We start from the raw sequence: 21,025 nt of genomic DNA, 5'->3' as shown, positions 1-21,025 counted from the left end.
TGGTGCGGAAATTTCGCAGACTTCTGTAGTTTACATGAAAAGAATGCGCAAAAACAGCGCTGAAAAAGGCGTATTCTTGAATCAGCAAAGAATTTCCTGTTTCAAGAGGACAAGCCATGGGCCCTTTCCCGCACAATGCCCCGAAATCCGTGATCAGCGCCGAGAACCCTGCCGGCACCGATGGGTTTGAATTTGTCGAATTCGCGCATCCCGAACCGCAGGAGCTGCACGACCTGTTCGCCAAGATGGGTTTCGAAAAGGTTGCGCACCACAAGACCAAGCCACTGATCGAGCTGTGGCAGCAGGGCGATGTGACCTACATCCTGAACGCGGACCCCGACAGCTTTGCCGCGAAATTTGTGGAAGAGCATGGCCCCTGTGCCCCGTCGATGGGCTGGCGTGTCGTGGATGCGCAAAAGGCCTATGACCATGCGGTGTCGAAGGGGGCAGAACCCTATGATGCGGCCGACAAGACCATGAACGTGCCCGCGATCAAGGGCATCGGCGGGTCGCTGATCTATTTCATCGACCAGTATTACGAAACCTCGCCCTACAATCAGGAATTCGAGTGGCTGAAGCAGTCCAAGCCGCGCGGCGTCGGCTTCTACTACCTCGATCACCTGACTCACAATGTCTTCAAGGGCAACATGGACAAGTGGTTCAAGTTCTACGGCGATCTGTTCAATTTCCGCGAAATCCGTTTCTTTGACATCCAGGGCAAATATACCGGCTTGCTCAGCCGTGCATTGACTTCGCCCTGCGGCCGTATCCGGATTCCGATCAACGAAGACCGCGGCGAGACCGGTCAGATCGTATCCTACCTGAAGAAGTACAAAGGCGAAGGCATCCAGCACATCGCCGTCGGCAGCGAGAACATCTATGACTCGACCGATGCAATCGCCGAACGCGGTCTGAAGTTCATGCCTGGTCCCAACGATGCCTACTATGATATGTCCTTCGACCGCGTGAAGGGCCATGACGAGCCGGTGGACCGCATGAAAAAGCACGGTATCCTCATCGACGGTGAAGGCGTGGTGGACGGCGGCGAGACCAAGATCCTGCTGCAGATCTTCTCGAAAACTGTGATAGGTCCGATTTTCTTCGAGTTCATCCAGCGCAAGGGAGATGACGGCTTTGGCGAGGGCAATTTCAAGGCTCTGTTCGAGTCGATCGAGCGTGAGCAGATTGAATCCGGAGAGATTTCTGCCGCCTGATGAAGACCCAGAATTTGGAACCCGGCCTGCCGGGTTCCTTTTTCCGAAACGCGGCGAATTTTATCCGCGCGGCATCTTCAACGTGACGTTGCGCCCGCCTTTCTGATAACGAAGCTCGCTGTCGCCGATCGCGACGACTTTGCCGCCGTCAATCCGATCTCCTACCTTCAGCTTCTTGTACCGACCGCTCGGTAGTCGGACCAAGGCACGCCGATTGGCGGGAGTACCGTAAACGCCGATCAGGTTCAGACGCCGCAAGTTCAATGCATTGTCAATCGTGGCCTGGCGCGCCACCGAGGCCCGGCTGGGTATCTTGGGTGCGACGGTTGTGGGTTTGAACGATCCCGCTTCATCGTCATCCGCCTTTGCTACCGCTGCGGTCGACCCCAGAGTGGCCGTGCCGGTTGTTGCTTTTCGGGCCGCCAATGCGGCCACGGTCGACGGACGAACGCGGGGACGGGGAACGCGCACTACTGCCAATGCGGTGGGCGTGCGGTCCACGGCCGCGCGCTCTTGGATAGACGCCGGCCTGGAGTTCGGGCGAATGACCGCCAGCTCGTCCACCGTTCGGCCGCCCAACTGCCCACGCTCAAAGTTCTCAACCAGCGTTTCCGGGCGCAGGCGCGGACGCAGGCCGGCCAGCCGTGTGTCGTCGTCTGTGGCGGTTGGGTCGGTTTCGAACCTGACCGGCACCTGGGGGGGAACCGACGACGGGCGGCCGAGGAACACAAGGATGCCGTCGGGGTTCAATGTCCCCTCAGGTGTCGGAGTGACAAGGCCGCGGTCATCCAGCTCGAAACGGCTGCCCGCGGCATTGGGCAGACCAACCGTAGCCACCGGCTCGTCGGTATCAAAGCTCTTTTCGGCAGGAAGCGCCACGGCATCCTGCGACAGCGCCGCGTGATCAACGGACGACAGGTATACGTCCTCGGGCACCTCGGGATCTGGCAGCGGCAGCGGATCGGGCGCGGTGATCGTCAGGCCTGAGGCTTCTTCGAAATCCTCGACACTTTCCGGATCGCGTTCGACCTGCTCGACAGGCGAGGGCGCAACATTCAATGCTTCCAGAATTGCCTGATCCGTCGGCGTCAATTCGGGAGGCGTGGGTGTCTCCGGCTCGACCAGGGGTGTGCTGGCTTCAAACGTCAGGTCTTCGTTGGCCAATGCCTCGGGGTCGGGCGTGCCCTCGGGCTCAGGAGCGACTTCTGCAAGTCCTTCAGCGTCGGTCTCGGTCAGCGGCGGGGCGGCGATAGAAACTGGCGCAGGTGCCGTTTCGACGATCGGCGCAGTAGCCACCGGGCTGCCGGTTTCGTCTGAACCCGACCAGATCAATGCGACAACGGCCAGCACGACAGCGCCCGCCGCAGCGGCACCAATGTAGCGAACCGGTATGCCGGAGTTCGATGCCGCAGGTTTCAGTGCGGCGGTTTCAGTCGCTTCTATCGGCGAAACGAATACGTCCGGCTGAGCCGGTTCAGCAATCGGATGCGCCTGAGGCGAGGGAGCCGGATCGGCTTCCGATGCCTGCGAAGCCTGAGGCGCGGGTTCTGCGTCCTCGGCCGGCGCGACAGCAGCAATCTCCTCGGCCGGTGGCTCGGGTGGCGGTGTGACGGATGTCGCGCGCTCGGCGAACTCGAACTCTCCGGTACCGGTCCAGGGCACATCGGGGGCCAATGTTGCAGCGAACCGGACAGGCACGAACCCGTAGCGACTGGCAAAGGCTCGGGCCTCTTCTACTGTCTCTTTCGCCACGGCAGCTACCAGAAGATCCGACCCATCCGCACGGAGGTCATACATCAACTCGGCAATCTCGCAGCCCGTGGCCTGAGCCAATTCCGTCTCGACAACCTGCGTCACGTCAGAGTCGTCTGGAATGGTGACCGTGAGGTAGCGCACGTGGTCCGGAGGAATCACGACCGTACAGCTGAGGTCATTGGCCAGGGCGAAACCTCGACCGCGAAGCTCGTTCAGCTGTTCGGAAAAGTCCGGCGCGTCTAGTGATACGGTCCCGATGCCAAACCATTCGTCATCCGAATAGTGCAGCAGAGTGATCCCGTTATCAGAAAGAGACAGCGCAAAAGCGGGTTTCATTATTCAAGGGTGCCGTAATTGTCTGAACCAAAGCAAACGCCCTTGCGTCCGCGCACCGAGATTAAAGCAGGAACCCGCCGAGGGAAAGGAAAAGGCAAAATCTCCCCTTGTCCGGCGAAGGCTTGCCAACCCATCTTTGATCTCAGAAAACAGGAGAGATCACATTGAAGACATTTGCTTTTTTGGCGGCGGTATTGGCGGCGACAGTTGCTGTGGCCGCCCATGCGGAAGAACGTCGCATCCAGGTTTACGGAACCGGCACGGCCGAGGCCGCGCCGGATATGGCAACCATCACGGTGGGGGTGACAAATCAAGACGCGCAGGCTTCGGCAGCAATGCAGGCGACCTCGGACGCGGTTGCCACCGTCCTGAACCGCCTGAGTGAGATGGGGATCGAATCGCGCGACCTGCAGACCCGCGATCTGTCCCTGTCCCCGGTCTGGTCCGGACGGGGTAACGCGGATGGCGAAGCACCTAGGATCACAGGATTCGTTGCGTCGAACCGTGTGTTCGTGCGGGTCAGAAATCTGGATGATCTGGGGCAGATCATGGATGCGGTCATTCAGGATGGCGCGAATGATTTTGGTGGTTTGACCTTCACGATTCAGGATCCAAAGCCACTTGAGGCGAAGGCGCGCGCTCAAGCCGTCGCCGATGCGACAGCCAAGGCCGAACAATTGGCTCAGGCCGCCGGTGTCACTTTGGGTTCAGTCGTGTCGATCAACGAGCAGGGCGGGGGGATTCGCCCAATGCCCCAGATGCGCGAGATGGCCATGGCCGATTCGGGCGGGGTCCCGGTCGCCGGTGGCGAGGTTTCGGTTTCGGTCACCGTGTCGATGGAGTTCGACATTTCCGAGTGACGTCAGCTTTCGCTGCGGGCCATCAGCGGTTCCCGTTGTTGGCCCGTGGCATCGAAATTCTCAGGTGACAGCCAAGTTTCGAACGCCTGCCGGATGCGTGGCCAGTCCGTATCGATGATCGAAAACCACGCCGTGTCGCGGTTGCGCCCCTTGTAATGGGTGGCCTGCCGAAATTCGCCTTCGAAGACAAAACCCAACCGTTCGGCGGCCCGGCGCGACGGGGCATTCAGCGCATCGCATTTCCATTCGTACCGGCGATAGCCCAACTCGTCGAACACGCGGCACATCATCAGGAACATCGTCTCGGTCGCGACCGGAGTACGCTGCATCAGCGGCGAGAAATGGATGTGTCCCACCTCGATCGCGCCGGCATTGCCGTCGATACGCAGGTAGGACGCCATCCCGACGGGCTGCCCGCCCTGGTCCAGAACCGTGTGGAACAGCGGATCGTCCGACGTGCAGGTTTGGGCCAGCCAGGCGGCGAACTGGGCTTGCGAGTCGAACGGGCCGTAGGGCAGGTAGGTCCAATTGCGCCCGTCGGTATCGGCGGCAAACGCCCGGAACAGGCCGGGCGCGTGCGCATTCACATCCAAGGGCACCACGCAGCAGAACCGCCCCTGCATGGGCGCGCGCGGTGGGGCCGGGCGCGGGAAATCCCCCGCAACCGGCAGGCCCACGGGCTGCCCCAACGCGTTGATCCGGTGCCCTGGCATTTCGGCCTAGGCGCAAGCCTTGGACAGCGCCTGATCGAGATCGGCGATCAGGTCGTCGGCATCCTCGATCCCGATCGAGACCCGCACCACGTTCGACCCGGCGCCGGCAGCCTCTTGCTGTTCGGGGGTCAACTGCCGGTGCGTGGTCGAGGCCGAATGGATGATCAGGGACCGCGCATCGCCCAGGTTGGCGACGTGGCTGAAGATCTCGAGCGCGTTCACCAGCTTGACGCAGGCGTCATAGCCGCCCTTGACCGCAAAGGTGAACAGGGCCCCGGCGCCTCTGCGGTAATGCTTCTTGACCCGGTCGTGATAGGGCGACGAGGGCAGGCCCGCATAGGTCACATAGTCCACGCGGTCGTCTTTCTCGAGCCAGGCGGCGATCTTTTCGGCGTTTTCGACATGGCGCTGCATGCGCAGGCTGAGCGTCTCGATCCCCATCAGCGTGTAATGCGCTGCCTGCGGGTTCATCGTCATGCCCAGGTCACGCAGGCCAACGGCGATACCGTGGAAGGTGAAGGCCAGCGGGCCGAAGGTTTCGTGGAACTTCAGGCCGTGATAGGCAGGCTCCGGCGCGCTGAGCGAGGGAAACTTGTCATTGGCGGACCAGTCGAACTTGCCCGAATCCACGATGCAGCCGCCGGTGACCGTGCCGTTGCCGGTCAGGTACTTGGTGGTCGAATGCACGACCAGCGTGGCGCCATGCTCGATCGGGCGGCACAGATAGGGCGTGGCCGAGGTGTTGTCGACGATCAGCGGAATGCCGGCGGCGTCGGCCACATCGGCCAGCGCACGGATATCGGTGACGTAACCGCCCGGATTGGCGATGGACTCGCAGAACACCGCGCGGGTGTCGTCGTCGATGGCGGCCTTAACCGCATCCAGATCATCGGTATCGACGAATTTGGCCGTCCAGCCAAAGCGTTTGATGGTCTGGCTGAACTGCGTGACCGTCCCGCCATACAGCCGGGTCGAGGCGACCACGTTGCAGCCCGGCCCCATCAGCGGGAACAGCGCCATGATCTGCGCCGCGTGACCCGAAGAGCAGCATACCGCGCCAACGCCACCTTCCAGCGTCGCCACCCGCTCTTGCAGAACTGCCACCGTGGGGTTGGTCAGGCGCGAGTAGATATAGCCGACCTCTTGCAGGTTGAACAAAGCGGCCGCGTGATCGGCATCGCGGAACACATAGGCAGTGGTCTGATAGATCGGGGTCTGGCGCGCGCCGGTCGCCGGATCGGGGCGGGCGCCCGCGTGAATTTGCAGCGTATCAAAACCATAGGTGGGGCCGTCGGACATCCGTCACTCTCCTGTTGGGTATAAGCGTTGCAGAATCTCTAGGCGATTGCCGGGCCCGGCACAATGTCCGCGTCAGCGCAGCCACAGCCCCTTGTTCTTGATCACCTTACGGATGGCCTGCTCGCGCTGGGGCAGGTTGTCCCGGTCGAACATGGCGCGGATCTTGGCGCCCTTGCCCTGATAGACCAGCCGTTTCAGCGGGTCGTAGTTCTTAAGCACCTTCTTGACCTTGTTGGGCGCGGCAACGGTTTCCAGCACCTCGACCACCCGGTCGCTTTCGCGGGCATAGAGCAGCGGAAACAGGCGATAGTGGCAACTGACCGAGCCATCCAGCAGGCCCTCGGGCAGAACATCGCGCCCGCCGCCAAGCGCGTGGATGACCAGCGGCAGCGCCGCCTGGTCCAGCCAAGGGTCCAGGTTCTGGCCGGTCAGGGCGGGGATCTCTCCATCCCGGATGGTGCGGGCATAGTCCAGAAACCGCGCGCCGAGTTGGCGGGGGCATTTGTAAAAGAAATAGCCCGCATTGAAATACAGGTACCGCCGCCAGTATTCCGCCGGTTGGGTCGGGTCGATCGAGCTTTGGAAATCCAGCCCGAACCGGTCATAGAGCGCCCGCCAGATGCCGTCGAAGCCAGGCCCGTACAGGGTTGGCTTGGGCCAGGTGCCCTCGACCTTCTGAGATGCGCCGGGCCGGTCGAAATCGAACGGCACGGCGGCCAGGTCGCCGGTGATCAGCGTGTCGGTGTCGAAGAACACGAAGGGCTCACCCTCGGGCAGGGCGGCCAGCGCCTCGATCTTGTTGCCGTAGGGATAGCTTTGGCCGAACACCTCGGACGAAAAGGGCAGGATCTCGGCATCGAGCTGTTTCAGCGCCTTCAGAACATCCTCGTTGCGGATGCTCGGGTCCTGGCTCCAGCGCGGGCCGGGTTGCGGAACGCCAACGAACAGGCGGCCCGAGAACCCGGGCGAACAATGGCGCAGCGAGGCGGCGAACAGGACGGCTTCGTATTGCAGGCGGTTGTTCTGCCCGATGATCAGGATGTTGAATTTCTGCCGGTCTGCCTGCATCTGCGCCTTCCGTTCGGGGCGCTTGCCCGCCCCTTGCCGTTGGTTTCGACCTACAGCATCGCTGAACCTGCGTCAAAACCGTTAACGCCGCGTGTTTGAAATCCGGCCCGGCACGCCCATGTTGATGGAGAAGACCAGACAGGAGCGCGACATGCGGATCAATGCGGATTTCACCCAACGGGTGGCGGTTCACTTCGACCAGACCGAGTGGGTGGCCTCGCCCGCCGCAGGGGTCGAGCGCAAGATGCTGGACCGGATCGGCGACGAGGTGGCGCGCGCCACCACCATCGTGCGCTTTGCCCCCGGCAGCGCCTTTGCCGCCCACACCCATGACGGGGGCGAGGAATACCTGGTGCTGGACGGCGTGTTTCAGGACGAGACCGGAGGTTTCCCGGTGGGGAGCTATGTCCGCAACCCGCCGACCTCGTCGCATACGCCATCGGCCAGCCAGGGCGCGACGATCCTTGTCAAACTGCACCAATTCGACCCGAACGACCGAACCACCGTGCGCCGCTCGATCAACGGTGCGGACCACGTGCCGCTGTTCAAGGACGACCATGAAACGGTCGAAGTGCGCAGTTGGCCGCCCGGCCAGGTCGTGCCGATTGACGTACCTGGAGGCGCCGAGGTCTTCGTGATCGACGGCGGCTTCACCGAACAAGGTGAGGAATTCGCGCGATGGGACTGGCTGCGGCTGCCGCCCGGAACGCGCACTGAATTGCGGGCAGGGCCAGATGGCGCCCGCGTCTGGATAAAGTCAGGCCACCTGTCCGGCATGGTCTGAGGCCGGTTTCGCCTGAAAAAAGGGCAAATGCCACCAAAAAACCGGGTCTTTCGGCCCGGTTTTCGCTTTTTTGACCATTTGGCAAATTTTACCAATTGATAAAATTTTTGTTTGTGGCAAGCTGGTCTCAATAACAAACATATCTACAGGGAGTAGAGTGATGGCACAGGGCCAGATGGTACCCGGCATCGTCGCCGGGCGGCTTTCCAGCGATGAGCTGACCTCGAATTTCACCGATCTGCATCCGCCTCTGGCGCCGCACGAGGCCGCTGTGGCCGCCGATCGGTGTTATTTCTGCTATGACGCGCCGTGCGTGACGGCCTGTCCGACCGATATCGATATTCCGCTGTTCATCCGGCAGATTCAGGCCGGGCAACCGGAATCGGCGGCGAAAACGATCCTCGATCAGAACATCCTGGGCGGTATGTGCGCCCGTGTGTGTCCGACCGAAACGCTGTGCGAGGAAGCCTGCGTGCGCGAAACGGCCGAGGGCAAGCCGGTCGAGATCGGGCGCTTGCAGCGGTATGCGACCGACACGCTGATGCAGGCCGGTGTGCATCCGTTCACGCGCGCGGCCCCCACCGGCAAGACCGTCGCCGTGATTGGGGCAGGGCCGGCGGGGCTGGCCTGTGCGCATCGGTTGGCGATGCTGGGCCATGACGTGGTGATCCATGAGGCGAAACCCAAACCCGGCGGGCTGAACGAATACGGGATCGCCGCATACAAAGCGACCAATGACTTTGCCCAGGCCGAGGTGGACTGGCTGCTGAAGATCGGCGGCATCGCGATTGAAACCGGATCGGTTCTGGGCGACACGATCTCGTTGGACGGGTTGTTGGAGGCCTACGACGCTGTCTTCCTGTCAATCGGCCTTGCGGGCGTCAACGCTTTGCGCGCGCAAGGGTCGGACAAGGACGGCGTCAGGAACGCTGTCGACTTCATCGCAGATGTTCGGCAAGCATCCGATTTGGCAAAACTGCCGGTAGGCCGAAATGTGGTGATTATCGGCGGTGGAATGACGGCCGTGGACGCCGCGGTGAAATCCAAGCTGCTGGGGGCCGAACATGTGACCATCGCCTATCGCCGCGGTCGTGAAGCAATGGGTGCCAGCCGCTACGAACAGGATCTGGCCGCATCGCACGGCGTCCGAATTCTGTGCAACGTCCAACCCGTCGCCATCCACGGCAACGGGGCAGCGGCCGAGATCGAATTGGAGTATACTGCCACCGTAGATGGCACGTTGACCGGCACGGGCGAAACCATTCGCCTGCCTGCGGATCAGGTTCTGAAGGCGATCGGTCAGACCTTGGATGGTGCGCCGGAAGGTTTGGAACTCGACGGCAACAAGATCGCCGTTGACGCAACCGGGCGCACCTCGGTTCCGGGGGTCTGGGCCGGCGGAGACTGTGCTGCGGGCGGCGAGGATCTGACCGTGACCGCCGTGGCCGAGGGCCGCGATGCTGCGATGGACATTCACGCCAGCCTGAGCGCCTGAGCCAGGCGTCGGCGCGTGAATATGTGTGACAGGACGAAGATGCATCTTCGCATCAGGGAGGCCGGATAAATGGCTGATTTGAAAACGAACTTTCTGGGCATCGAAAGCCCCAACCCCTATTGGCTGGCCTCGGCGCCGCCGACCGACAAGGAATACAACGTCCGCCGTGCCTTCGAGGCCGGATGGGGCGGCGTCGTGTGGAAAACGCTGGGCTCGGAAGGCCCGCCGGTGGTCAACGTGAACGGCCCCCGGTACGGGGCGATCTACGGGGCCGACCGGCGTCTGCTGGGCCTCAACAACATCGAACTGATCACCGACCGGCCGCTCGAGGTGAACCTCGAGGAGATGGCCCGCGTCAAGGCGGATTACCCGGACCGCGCCTTGATCGCCTCGATCATGGTGCCGTGCGAGGAGGAGGCCTGGAAAGCCATCCTACCCCGCGTCGCTGAAACCGGCGCCGACGGGATCGAGCTGAACTTCGGCTGCCCGCACGGGATGAGCGAGCGCGGCATGGGCTCGGCCGTAGGGCAGGTGCCCGAATACATCGAAATGGTCACCCGCTGGTGCAAGAAATACTATGACCGTCCGGTGATCGTGAAGCTGACGCCCAACATCACCGACATTCGCAAGCCGGCGGCTGCGGCGCGGAATGGCGGGGCCGATGCGGTGTCGCTGATCAACACGATCAACTCGATCACCAGCGTCAATCTGGACACGTTCAGCCCCGAACCCTCGATCGACGGCAAGGGCAGCCATGGCGGCTATTGCGGCCCGGCGGTCAAGCCCATCGCCCTGTCGATGGTCTCCGAGATCGCCCGCGCCGAGGCGACCCAAGGCCTGCCGATCTCGGGCATCGGCGGAGTGACCACATGGCGCGACGCGGCCGAGTTCATGGCGCTGGGCTGCGGCACGGTGCAGGTGTGCACCGCGGCGATGACCTATGGGTTCAAGATCATCGACGAACTGACGGCTGGCCTGTCGCAGTGGATGGACGAGAAGGGATACTCCAACGTCTCCGAGATCGTCGGGCGGGCCGTCCCGAACGTGACCGACTGGCAGTATCTGAACCTGAACTACGTCGCCAAGGCCAAGATCGATCAGGATCAGTGCATCAAGTGCGGCCGTTGCTATGCGGCCTGCGAGGACACCAGCCATCAGGCGATCTCCATGTCGCCCGACCGAGTGTTCGAGGTGATCGACGAGGAATGCGTGGCCTGCAACCTGTGCGTGGATGTCTGCCCGGTCGAGGGCTGCATCTCGATGGTGCCGATGGCGGCGGGCGAGGTCGATCCGCGCACCGGCAAGGTGGTTCAGCCGGACTATGCCAACTGGACGACCCACCCGAACAACCCGATGGCCAAGGCCGCCGAGTGACCGGCGTCAGATCACCAAAAGGGGCCGCGCTGCGGCCCTTTTTTCATGGGGTCAGCAGTTTTCGGTACAGGGTATCGATGAAGGGCGCAGCCCCTTCGAACGGGTCTTCGTCGCCCAGGATCGCGCGCACCTGAACATCGAAATCCGCATAATGCTGGGTCAGCGCCCAGATCGAAAAGATCAGATGATGCGGGTGGAGGCGGGCGATTTTGCCCTGGTCCATCCAGTGCGTCAGAACGGCCGCCTTCTGATCGACCAGCGCCTTCAGATCGTTCGACAGGGCGTCATGGATGCGGGGCGCGCCCTGCACCAACTCATTCGCGAAAAGGCGGCTTTCGCGCGGCAACTCGCGGCTCATCTGCAGCTTGCGCTTGATGTACGAGAGGATCTCCTCCATCGGCTCGCCGTTTTCATCAAGGTCGTGCAGCGGCGCCAGCCAGGTGTCCAGCAGGCCGGACAGAAGCGCGGTGTGGATCGCCTCTTTGGACGGGAAATAATACAGAAGGTTCGGCTTGCTCAGCCCGGCCTCGGCCGCGATCTGATCGACGGTCGCCCCGCGAAAGCCGTGGGCCGAGAACACGTTCAGCGCGGCCTCGAGAATCGCGGCGCGGTTCTTTTTCTGAATTCGGGTCGGGGCGCGGTCTTTGGGCATGTATGCAGGGCGTCTCTTTTTCGAACAAGCAGGTGTTGAATATGCCGATTTTTGCATCGGCGCGATGCAATTTCTTGACTGATATCGAACCCGTGATAGCGTGAGTTTGACCAGATGGTCAAATCAAGACACCAAAAGCGAGCCAAATCGCAAGCAACAGGGAAGACGAACATGGCAGCTCCGGCGCAGAATCTCAGGATCAATGGCGACAGGTTGTGGGACAGCCTGATGGAGATGGCCAAGATCGGTCCGGGCGTTGCCGGCGGCAACAACCGCCAGACCCTGACCGACGAAGATGCCGAAGGCCGCGCGCTATTCCAGAAATGGTGCGAAGAGGCCGGCTGCACCATGGGTCTTGACCAGATGGGCAACATGTTCGCCATGCGCCCGGGTACCGATCCCGATGCGCTGCCGGTCTATGTCGGCTCGCACCTGGATACGCAGCCGACGGGCGGCAAGTACGACGGGGTGCTGGGGGTTCTGGGCGCGCTCGAGATCATCCGCACCCTGAACGATCTGGGCATCAAGACCAAACACCCGATCGTGGCCACCAACTGGACCAACGAAGAGGGCACGCGCTTCGCCCCCGCCATGCTGGCCTCGGGCGTGTTCGCGGGGATGCACACCCAGGACTGGGCCTATGACCGCGAGGATGCCGAGGGCAAGAAATTTGGCGACGAGTTGCAGCGCATCGGTTGGCGCGGCGATGAAGAGGTCGGAGGCCGCAAGATGCATGCCTTCTTTGAGCTGCATATCGAACAGGGCCCGATCCTCGAGGCTGAGGGCAAGGATATCGGCGTCGTCACGCATGGCCAGGGCCTGAGCTGGACCCAAGTGACCGTGACCGGCAAGGACGCGCATACCGGATCAACCCCGATGCCGATGCGCAAGAATGCCGGGCTGGCGATGGCGCGCATTCTTGAAAAGGTGGACGAGATCGCCTGGTCGCACGCGCCCCATGCCGTGGGGGCTGCCGGGCATATCGACGTCTATCCGAACTCGCGCAACGTGATCCCGGGCAAGGTGGTGTTCACGGTCGATTTCCGCTCGCCCGAGTTGGACGTCATCAAGGACATGGAGAACCGGCTGCGCGTCGCAGCCGAGGACATCGTGGATGAGATGGGCCTGCAGGTCGCGTTCGAGAAGGTCGGCGGGTTCGACCCGGTGAAATTCGACGAGACCTGCGTCGCCGCCGTGCGCAATGCAGCCGAGCGGCTGGGCTATTCGCATACCAACATCATTTCGGGCGCGGGGCACGATGCCTGCTGGATCAACCGCGTGGCGCCGACCGCGATGGTGATGTGCCCCTGCGTGGATGGCCTGAGCCACAACGAGGCCGAGGAAATCGGCAAGGAATGGGCAACCGCCGGGGCGGATGTCCTGTTCCACGCGGTCGTCGAAACCGCCGAGATCGTGGAGTAGCCGGGGCCGCGCGCCCCCAATCCGCTGGAAAACCAATAGAGGCGCAACAGACGCGCCCGCAGGGAGTTGAACATGAGCACAGTCATCAAGAACGGAACCGTCGTTACCGCGGATCTGACCTACAAGGCCGACGTCAAGATCGAAGGTGGCGTGATCACCGAAATCGGGCCGGATCTGAAGGGGGATGAGCAACTGGATGCGACCGGCTGTTACGTCATGCCCGGCGGGATCGATCCGCACACGCATCTGGAAATGCCGTTCATGGGAACCTATTCCAGCGATGATTTCGAAAGCGGCACCCGCGCGGCGCTGGCCGGCGGCACGACCATGGTGGTGGACTTCGCGCTGCCGAACCCGGGCGAAAGCCTGCTGGATGCGCTCAAACGCTGGGACAACAAGTCGACCCGCGCCAATTGCGACTATTCCTTCCACATGGCCGTGACCTGGTGGGGCGAGCAGGTGTTCGACGATCTGAAAACCGTCATCGAACAGCGCGGCATCAACACGTTCAAGCATTTCATGGCCTACAAAGGCGCCCTGATGGTCAATGACGACGAGCTGTTTGCCTCGTTCAAGCGGCTGGCCGAGCTGGGCGGAATCGCGATGGTCCATGCCGAGAACGGCGACGTGGTGGCCGAGTTGCAGGCCAAGCTGTTGGCTGAAGGCAATACCGGCCCCGAGGCCCATGCCTATTCGCGCCCGCCGCAGGTCGAGGGCGAGGCCACCAACCGCGCCATCATGATCGCCGACATGGCCGGGGTGCCGCTCTATGTGGTGCACACCTCGTGCGAAGAGGCGCATGAGGCCATCCGCCGGGCCCGGATGCAGGGCAAGCGCGTCTGGGGCGAGCCGCTGATCCAGCACCTGACGCTGGATGACGGCGAATATGCGCATCCCGATTGGGACCACGCCGCGCGTCGGGTGATGAGCCCGCCGTTCCGCAACAAGCAGCACCAGGACAGCCTTTGGGCGGGGTTGCAGTCGGGCTCGCTGAGCGTGGTCGCCACTGATCACTGCGCCTTCACGACCGAGCAGAAACGGTTCGGCGTGGGTGATTTCACCAAGATCCCGAATGGGACGGGCGGCCTGGAGGATCGGATGCCGATGCTGTGGACCCACGGCGTCGCGACCGGGCGGCTGACGCCGAACGAATTCGTGGCCGTGACGTCAACAAACATCGCCAAGATATTGAATTGCTATCCGAAAAAGGGCGCCGTTCTGGTGGGCGCAGATGCCGATCTGGTGGTGTGGGACCCGGACAAGACCAAGACCATAAGCGCGGCGACGCAGCAGTCGGCGATCGACTACAACGTGTTCGAGGGGCACGAGGTCAAGGGCCTGCCGCGCTTTACTCTGACCCGGGGACAGGTCGCGGTGCATGATGGCGAGATCCGAACGCAGGAAGGCCACGGTAAATTCGTCGCGCGCGAGGCCAACACCACGGTGAACAAGGCGCTGAGCACCTGGAAAGAGCTGACCGCCCCGCGCCCGGTAGAGCGGTCGGGCATCCCGGCGACGGGGGTGTGATGTTCGAAGGTTACCGAACGGGCAAAAAAGCCAAAACTTCAAGGCAGTAGGATGACATCTGAAAGCAATACCCAGCCCGTGATCGAGGCAAAGAACCTCGACCTGACCTTCCAAACCAATGACGGACCCGTGCACGCCCTCAAGGACGTGAACCTGGCGATCGACAAGGGCGAATTCGTCAGTTTCATCGGCCCTTCGGGCTGCGGCAAGACGACCTTTCTGCGCTGTGTCGCTGCGCTGGAGACACCTACGGGTGGCACGCTGACCGTCAACGGCATGACCCCGGACGAGGCCCGCCGGAACCGGGCCTATGGCTATGTGTTCCAGGCGGCGGGCCTGTACCCGTGGCGGACCATCGCCAAGAACATCAAACTGCCGCTCGAGATCATGGGATACTCGGCTCAGGAACAGGAAGATCGCGTAAGGAACGTTCTGGACCTTGTTGATCTTGCGGGGTTTGGTGGAAAATTCCCCTGGCAGCTGTCGGGTGGGATGCAGCAACGGGCCAGCATCGCCCGGGCGCTGGCTTTCGACGCCGATATCCTGTTGATGGACGAGCCTTTTGGCGCGCTGGACGAGATCGTGCGCGATCACCTGAACGAACAGCTTCTGGCGCTGTGGGCGCGCACCGGCAAGACGATCGGCTTCGTCACCCACTCGATCCCCGAAGCGGTGTATCTGAGCACCAAGATCGTGGTGATGAGCCCGCGCCCCGGGCGGATCACCGATGTGATCGACAGCCCTCTGCCCAAGGAACGGCCGCTGGACATCCGCGACACGCCCGAATTCATCGAGGTCGCGCATCGCGTGCGCGAAGGGCTGCGCGCCGGGCACGGGGACGATGTGTGATGGGCAGGGATGACATCAGACGCGCGATCGAGGCGGATGTGCCGGCCTGCGCGGCGGTGGTCTCGGCCTGGGTCCGCCAGACCGAGTGGATGACGGATGAACTGCCCCAGCAGGAGTTGGAGGCGCTGATCGCGCAGGCCTTCCCAGACCGCGAGATGTGGGTCGTGGGCGAACCCGTCGATTGCTACATGTCGGTCGATCCCGCGGCGCAGAAGGTCGGCGCGCTGTATTGCCTGCGGACCGGGCAGAGCATCGGCAAGCGCCTGCTGGACCGGGCAAAACAGGGGCGCAGCTTTCTGTGGCTGACGGCCCATCAACCGAATGCCGCCGCGCAACGATTCTATCGCCGCGAGGGCTTTGTCGAGACCGGGACCGAGGCCGCAACGCCGCCCGAGACCGTCCCCGTCGTGCGGATGGAGTGGCACGCATGAAGCAGCTTGTTGCCGTTCTGACCGTTCTGCTGGCCATCATCGTCATCTGGTACGCGGCCTGCATTCCGATGAACATCAAGGGCGTTCTAACTGAACAGGAACGGGCCGGGGCCGAAGTGGTTCCGCCCTCGGCCAAAGACCGCCGCGACATGGGGGAAATCGGTCTGGCGCTGCGCAACAGCTTTGCCGTTCCGGCGACCTGGGCGCAGGATCGGCCGCGTCTGCCCGCACCGCATCAGGTGGGCATCGAACTGTGGGAGACCACGGTTCAGAAGAAGATCACCTCGAAACGGTCATTGGTCTATCACGGCTGGGTGACGCTCAGCGCGACGATCTTGGGCTTTGCCATCGGCACGGGGCTGGGCATCCTGCTGGCGGTGGGGATCGTGCACAGTCGGGTGATGGACCTGTCGGTCATGCCCTGGGCCATCGTCAGTCAGACCATCCCCATCATCGCATTGGCGCCGATGATCATCGTGGTGCTGTATTCGATCGGCATTCAGGGGATCATCCCCAAGGCGGTGATCTCGGCCTATCTGAGCTTTTTCCCGGTGGTCGTCGGCATGGTCAAGGGCCTGCGCAGCCCCGATGCGATGCAGTTGGACCTGCTGCGCACCTACAATGCAAGCAACGGGCAGGCGTTCTGGAAACTGCGCCTGCCGGCCTCGATGCCCTATCTGTTCGCCTCTCTCAAGATCGGGATCGCCGCGTCGCTGGTGGGGGCCATCGTCGGCGAACTGCCGACCGGCGCCGTGGCGGGGCTGGGCGCGCGTCTGCTGGCCGGCAGCTACTATGGCCAAACGGTGCAGATCTGGTCGGCGCTGTTTGCCGCGGCCATTCTGGCGGCCTGTCTTGTGGGCCTGTTGGGCCTGATCGAGCGCGCGGTGTTGAAACGCATGGGGATGGCGCAATGATGATGGTCGGTCTTGCAATCCTTTTGTGGCTGGCCGGTTGGTGGCTGAACACCCGCCTGGCCAGCGGACCTTATGCCGACACGCGGGCGGTGCGCATTCTTGCGCCGCTGATCTTCGGCCTGACCGTCATCGGGGTGTGGGAATTGCTGGTGCGCGGGCTCGAGGTGCCTCTGGTGATCCTGCCCGCGCCTTCGGTGATCTGGGACCGGTTCTGGGACAGCCTGCCGATCTTGTGGGCCGATTTCGTGCAGACCATCATCAAGGGCGCGCTCAGCGGCTATGTGATCGGATGTGGCGCTGCCTTCCTGATGGCAATCGCCGTGGACCGGTGGGACTTCCTGCGCCTGGGCTTGCTGCCGGTGGGCAATTTCGTGGCCGCGCTGCCGATCGTGGGCACCGCGCCGATCCTGGTGATGTGGTTCGGGTTCGACTGGCATTCGAAGGCGGCCGTTGTGGTGGTGATGGTCTTTTTCCCGATGCTGGTGAACACGGTGGCCGGCCTGCGCGAGGCCACCGCCATGCAGCGCGATCTGATGGATACCTATGCCGCAAGCTATTGGCAGAGCTTTCTGAAGCTTCGGCTGCCCGCGGCCATGCCGTTTATTTTCAACGGGTTGAAAATTTCCACCACGCTGGCCCTGATCGGCGCTATCGTGGCAGAGTTCTTCGGCTCGCCCACCTTGGGCATGGGGTTCCGGATCTCGACCAGTGTCGGGCAATTGTCGCTGGACATGGTCTGGGCGGAAATCGTGGTCGCGGCACTGGCCGGGACCGCCTTCTACGGTCTGGTCGCCATGATCGAGAAATTGGTGACCTTCTGGCACCCGTCACAACGCAGTTAAGCGGAACAACAATTCAACAGACCCCGAAAACGGGGCAGCACTAGCAACTAGGAGAAGATGAAGATGAACAAGCTACTGACCGGGGCCATAGCCGCCCTAGGATTCGCCGCAAGTTCGGCCTTTGCCGCAGACGAGGTGACGCTGCAGTTGAAATGGGTCACCCAGGCCCAGTTCGCGGGCTACTACGTCGCAAAGGACAAGGGGTTCTACGAAGAAGAGGGGCTGGACGTCACCATCCTGCCCGGCGGCCCCGACATCGCGCCCACGCAGGTGATCGCGGGCGGTGGCGCTGATGTCACCGTGGAATGGATGCCCGCCGCGCTGGCCGCACGCGAAAAGGGCCTGCCGCTGGTCAACATTGCGCAGCCCTTCAAAAGCTCGGGCATGATGCTGACCTGCTGGAAGGATGCGGGCATTTCCTCGCCCGAGGACCTCAAGAACCGCACGCTGGGCGTCTGGTTCTTCGGCAATGAATTCCCGTTCATGAGCTGGATGAGCCAGCTGGGCATCGACACCGGCGGCAAGAGCGAGAACGGCGTCGAGGTTCTGAAGCAGGGCTTCAACGTCGACCCGCTGCTGCAGCGTCAGGCCGATTGCATCAGCACCATGACCTACAATGAATACTGGCAGGTGATCGACGCCGGCGTCAGCCCCGACGAGCTGGTGACCTTCAAGTACGAAGACCAGGGCGTTGCCACGCTGGAAGATGGCCTTTACGTGCTTGAAGAAAACCTCAGCGACCCGGCCTTCGTCGACAAGATGGAACGCTTTGTGCGCGCTTCGATGAAAGGCTGGAAATACGCCGAGGAGAACCCGGACGAAGCCGCCGAAATCGTGTTGGAGAACGATGCGACCGGTGCTCAGACCGAGGAACACCAGAAGCGCATGATGGGCGAAATCGCCAAGCTGACCGCCGGTTCGAATGGCGCGTTGGATCCGGCTGATTTCGAGCGCACGGTGAACACGCTGCTGGCCGGCGGCTCGGACCCGGTGATCACCAAAAAGCCCGAAGGCGCGTGGACCAGCCAGATCACGGATGCAGCCCTGAACTGATTGGCTGTACCATGGCAACAATTCAGCGCGGCCCCCTGTGGGCCGCGTTTGTTTTTGCGGATGTCGGAATTTAACTGTCTTCAGAGGCAGTTTCCTCTATTATTCCTGTAAGATTTTGCGATCCCTACGAAAATTGGTGGATTTGGGAATAAAATGCAGGATTTTGCATCACAATTCAGCCAAGCAAGCCACCTGATCCTGACCGGGGATCCGGACCTTTGGGCGATCGTGACGCTGTCGCTGCAAGTTTCGGTGCTGGCTGTGTTGATTTCAGCCGTGATCGGGATGCCGGTTGGCGCGGCCTTGGCGGTGGCCCGCTTTCCCGGACGGCGCGCGTTGATCATTCTGATGAACGCACTGATGGGCTTTCCTCCGGTTGTCGTCGGCCTGCTGGTCTACCTGATGCTGTCCCGTTCGGGCCCGCTGGGCGTGCTGGAGCTTTTGTACACCCCAACCGCCATGATCATTGCCCAAACTGTGCTGGTGACCCCGATCGTCGCGGCGTTGACGCGGCAGGTGATCGAGATGCTGGCCGAGGAATATTCGGAACAGTTGCGTTCGTTGGGAGTGTCGCGGCTGGCGTCTGTTCCCGTGCTGTTGTGGGATGCGCGTCTGGCGTTGGTGACTGCATTGCTGGCCGGGTTCGGACGAGCCATCGCCGAAGTCGGCGCGGTGATTATCGTCGGCGGCAACATCAACCATGTGACACGGGTCATGACGACGACGATTGCGTTGGAGACCTCGAAGGGAAATCTGGCCCTGGCGCTGGCCTTGGGGACGATCCTGATCGGAATTGCCGTGGCCGTGAATGCGGCAGTCAGCGCCCTGACGCTTCGGGCCGAGCAGGAAGGGTTGCGCCATGCGTGATCTGATGCCAGAAATGCCCAATTGTCTGCAGGCCGATGGGCTGCGAGTGGAACGCAATGGCAAGCTGTTGTTGGATGTTCCGCAGCTGATGATGGATGGTCCGGGGCCGACTTTGATCCTTGGGCCAAACGGTGCTGGCAAAAGCCTGCTGCTGCGTTGCCTGCATGGTTTGATCAAGGCGGATGCGGGGCAGGTTCGGCAGGATGGCGGAATTCTGAATGCGGCCCACAAGGCCCGGCAGGCGATGGTGTTCCAGCAACCGGTTCTGCTGCGCCGATCGGTGTCTGCCAATCTGGACTTTGTTTTGAAACGGCTGGGGCTCGGCAGGGCTGCTCGGAAAAACCGGATCCAGGAGCTTCTGGCCGAAGGAGGGCTTGAGACCAAGGCCCGGCAGTCGGCGCGCTCGCTGTCGGGTGGCGAGGCACAGCGTCTAGCCATCCTTCGCGCGCTTGCGCTTGGCCCCGAGACCCTGTTCCTGGACGAACCCACCAGCGCCCTTGATCCCGCGGCGACCCAAATGATCGAGGCGATGATCCTGCGCGCCTCGGCCCGGGGCGTGCGGATCGTGATGGTTACCCACGACGTCGGGCAAGCCCGTCGGCTGGCGGCGGATATCGTGATGATGCAGGGCGGACGCGTGGTCGAGCATGGCGCCGCAAAACAGGTGCTGGAAGCGCCACAATGTCAGGCCTCGCGCCAGTATCTGGCGGGCTGGCTGGTCACATAACAACAACCGGAGGCAATCCATGTTTCGCGCAGCAATCAAAAGCGCAATGATCCTGTTCGGGCTGTTCGCCGGTCCGGCGGCGGCCGAAGAACCATTCATTGTCGTGCAGTCCACGACATCGACGCAGAATTCCGGCCTTCTGGACTTTATCCTTCCAGGGTTCGAGGCGGAAAGCGGGATCGATGTCCGTGTTGTCGCCGTGGGGACGGGGCAGGCGATCCGAAATGCGATCAACGGCGACGGTGACGTTCTGCTGGTGCATGCCAAGCCGGCGGAAAAGCAATTCGTGGCCGACGGCTGGGGTGTCGAGCGGCGGGACGTGATGTACAACGATTTCGTCTTGGTGGGGCCGAAATCGGACCCGGCCAAGATCAAAGGCGGCGACGACGCGGTGGCCGCGTTGGCAGCGATCGCGCAGGCCAAAGCTCCGTTCGCGTCGCGCGCGGATGACAGCGGGACCCACAAGGCGGAGAAGGCTCTTTGGAGCCTGTCCGGAACGGACCCGACCTTGTCTTCGGGCGAGTGGTACCGCGAGACCGGATCGGGCATGGGCGCAACGCTCAACCTTGCTGCGGGCATGGATGCCTATGCCCTGACCGATAGGGCCACATGGCTGTCGTTCGGCAACAAGGGAAACCTCGAGATCCTGGTCGAAGGCGATCCTCGGCTGTTCAATCAATACGGAGTGATCCTCGTGAACCCCGAAAAGCATCCGCGGGTCCGGGCGGCCGCGGGCAAAAGGTTCATCGACTGGCTCACTGGCCCGGACGGTCAGGAAGCAATCGCGGCGTACAAATTGAACGGTGAGCAACTCTTCTTTCCGAACGCGCAGCAATAGGGCCA

The 21,025-nt window shown here is 62.4% G+C and carries 20 protein-coding genes; 15 read left to right on the top strand and 5 right to left on the bottom strand.

Translation table 11 applies throughout. The features are described from left to right. The first annotated feature begins 116 nt into the window (after positions 1-116). Complete coding sequence (gene hppD, locus AC2FNL_RS08650) at positions 117-1,214, top strand: 4-hydroxyphenylpyruvate dioxygenase (RefSeq protein WP_496833142.1); 1,098 nt, start codon at positions 117-119, stop codon at positions 1,212-1,214. Between the two features lie 60 nt (positions 1,215-1,274). On the opposite strand, the gene AC2FNL_RS08645 is transcribed toward hppD, so the two are convergent. Beyond that, positions 1,275-3,305: a hypothetical protein gene (locus AC2FNL_RS08645; protein ID WP_496833141.1), complete on the bottom strand. Its 2,031-nt coding sequence runs from the start codon at positions 3,303-3,305 to the stop codon at positions 1,275-1,277. Positions 3,306-3,469: 164 nt separating this feature from the next. Between AC2FNL_RS08645 and AC2FNL_RS08640 the strand changes: the two genes are divergently transcribed. Then, the gene (locus tag AC2FNL_RS08640; protein ID WP_496833139.1) at positions 3,470-4,165 is read left to right on the top strand and encodes an SIMPL domain-containing protein; all 696 of its coding nucleotides are present in this window, start codon (positions 3,470-3,472) and stop codon (positions 4,163-4,165) included. Positions 4,166-4,167: 2 nt separating this feature from the next. Here AC2FNL_RS08640 and AC2FNL_RS08635 read toward each other — a convergent pair whose 3' ends face one another. From AC2FNL_RS08635 to AC2FNL_RS08625, 3 genes are all read right to left on the bottom strand, one after another. Then, positions 4,168-4,878, bottom strand: coding sequence for a GNAT family N-acetyltransferase (locus AC2FNL_RS08635; RefSeq protein ID WP_496833137.1), 711 nt, complete (start codon positions 4,876-4,878; stop codon positions 4,168-4,170). 6 nt (positions 4,879-4,884) lie between these two features. Beyond that, on the bottom strand, positions 4,885-6,177 hold the full coding sequence (locus AC2FNL_RS08630) for an O-acetylhomoserine aminocarboxypropyltransferase/cysteine synthase family protein (protein WP_496833135.1): 1,293 nt from the start codon (positions 6,175-6,177) through the stop codon (positions 4,885-4,887). Between the two features lie 72 nt (positions 6,178-6,249). Next, positions 6,250-7,245: a GT-B fold glycosyltransferase domain-containing protein gene (locus AC2FNL_RS08625; protein WP_170339642.1), complete on the bottom strand. Its 996-nt coding sequence runs from the start codon at positions 7,243-7,245 to the stop codon at positions 6,250-6,252. 151 nt (positions 7,246-7,396) lie between these two features. On the opposite strand from AC2FNL_RS08625, the gene AC2FNL_RS08620 reads away from it, so the two are divergent. The 3 genes from AC2FNL_RS08620 to preA all read left to right on the top strand — a co-directional run bounded on the left by AC2FNL_RS08620 (position 7,397) and on the right by preA (position 10,898). Then, a complete protein-coding gene (locus AC2FNL_RS08620) occupies positions 7,397-8,029 on the top strand; it encodes a cupin domain-containing protein (RefSeq protein WP_170368316.1) in 633 nt (210 codons plus the stop codon). 160 nt (positions 8,030-8,189) lie between these two features. After that, positions 8,190-9,524: an NAD(P)-dependent oxidoreductase gene (locus AC2FNL_RS08615; protein ID WP_496833134.1), complete on the top strand. Its 1,335-nt coding sequence runs from the start codon at positions 8,190-8,192 to the stop codon at positions 9,522-9,524. 69 nt (positions 9,525-9,593) lie between these two features. After that, the gene (preA, locus tag AC2FNL_RS08610; RefSeq protein WP_093961801.1) at positions 9,594-10,898 is read left to right on the top strand and encodes an NAD-dependent dihydropyrimidine dehydrogenase subunit PreA; all 1,305 of its coding nucleotides are present in this window, start codon (positions 9,594-9,596) and stop codon (positions 10,896-10,898) included. A gap of 43 nt (positions 10,899-10,941) precedes the next feature. Here preA and AC2FNL_RS08605 read toward each other — a convergent pair whose 3' ends face one another. Then, the gene (locus AC2FNL_RS08605) at positions 10,942-11,550 is read right to left on the bottom strand and encodes a TetR family transcriptional regulator C-terminal domain-containing protein (protein WP_093961802.1); all 609 of its coding nucleotides are present in this window, start codon (positions 11,548-11,550) and stop codon (positions 10,942-10,944) included. 171 nt (positions 11,551-11,721) lie between these two features. Here AC2FNL_RS08605 and AC2FNL_RS08600 point away from each other — a divergent pair, with 171 nt between their 5' ends. The 10 genes from AC2FNL_RS08600 (at position 11,722) to AC2FNL_RS08555 (ending at position 21,020) form a co-directional block, all read left to right on the top strand. Continuing rightward, on the top strand, positions 11,722-12,972 hold the full coding sequence (locus AC2FNL_RS08600) for a Zn-dependent hydrolase (protein WP_496833132.1): 1,251 nt from the start codon (positions 11,722-11,724) through the stop codon (positions 12,970-12,972). A 72-nt stretch (positions 12,973-13,044) separates the two neighbouring features. Continuing rightward, on the top strand, positions 13,045-14,499 hold the full coding sequence (gene hydA, locus AC2FNL_RS08595; protein WP_496833130.1) for a dihydropyrimidinase: 1,455 nt from the start codon (positions 13,045-13,047) through the stop codon (positions 14,497-14,499). A gap of 51 nt (positions 14,500-14,550) precedes the next feature. Beyond that, a complete protein-coding gene (locus tag AC2FNL_RS08590) occupies positions 14,551-15,348 on the top strand; it encodes an ABC transporter ATP-binding protein (protein WP_093961805.1) in 798 nt (265 codons plus the stop codon). Beyond that, positions 15,348-15,779: a GNAT family N-acetyltransferase gene (locus AC2FNL_RS08585; RefSeq protein WP_496833128.1), complete on the top strand. Its 432-nt coding sequence runs from the start codon at positions 15,348-15,350 to the stop codon at positions 15,777-15,779. The genes AC2FNL_RS08590 and AC2FNL_RS08585 overlap by 1 nt, the downstream gene beginning before the upstream one ends. Beyond that, positions 15,776-16,693 carry an ABC transporter permease gene (locus tag AC2FNL_RS08580; RefSeq protein ID WP_170403668.1) on the top strand — a complete coding sequence of 306 codons (918 nt, stop codon included), beginning with the start codon at positions 15,776-15,778 and terminating at the stop codon, positions 16,691-16,693. Before AC2FNL_RS08585 ends, AC2FNL_RS08580 begins: the two co-directional genes overlap by 4 nt. After that, complete coding sequence (locus AC2FNL_RS08575; RefSeq protein ID WP_496833126.1) at positions 16,690-17,535, top strand: ABC transporter permease; 846 nt, start codon at positions 16,690-16,692, stop codon at positions 17,533-17,535. The genes AC2FNL_RS08580 and AC2FNL_RS08575 overlap by 4 nt, the downstream gene beginning before the upstream one ends. Positions 17,536-17,598: 63 nt before the next feature. Then, positions 17,599-18,588, top strand: coding sequence for an ABC transporter substrate-binding protein (locus AC2FNL_RS08570; RefSeq protein WP_093961809.1), 990 nt, complete (start codon positions 17,599-17,601; stop codon positions 18,586-18,588). A gap of 153 nt (positions 18,589-18,741) precedes the next feature. Then, positions 18,742-19,455: an ABC transporter permease gene (locus tag AC2FNL_RS08565; protein ID WP_260065751.1), complete on the top strand. Its 714-nt coding sequence runs from the start codon at positions 18,742-18,744 to the stop codon at positions 19,453-19,455. Next, a complete protein-coding gene (locus tag AC2FNL_RS08560) occupies positions 19,448-20,182 on the top strand; it encodes an ATP-binding cassette domain-containing protein (protein ID WP_496833124.1) in 735 nt (244 codons plus the stop codon). The genes AC2FNL_RS08565 and AC2FNL_RS08560 overlap by 8 nt, the downstream gene beginning before the upstream one ends. A 19-nt stretch (positions 20,183-20,201) precedes the next feature. Then, on the top strand, positions 20,202-21,020 hold the full coding sequence (locus tag AC2FNL_RS08555; RefSeq protein WP_093961812.1) for an ABC transporter substrate-binding protein: 819 nt from the start codon (positions 20,202-20,204) through the stop codon (positions 21,018-21,020). The last annotated feature ends 5 nt before the right edge of the window (positions 21,021-21,025 follow it).

The sequence above is a fragment of the Ruegeria sp. CRTD044 genome, assembly GCF_059613485.1.
Note: the sequence above shows the minus strand (reverse complement) of the source record. Positions and strands in the feature narration are given on the sequence as shown.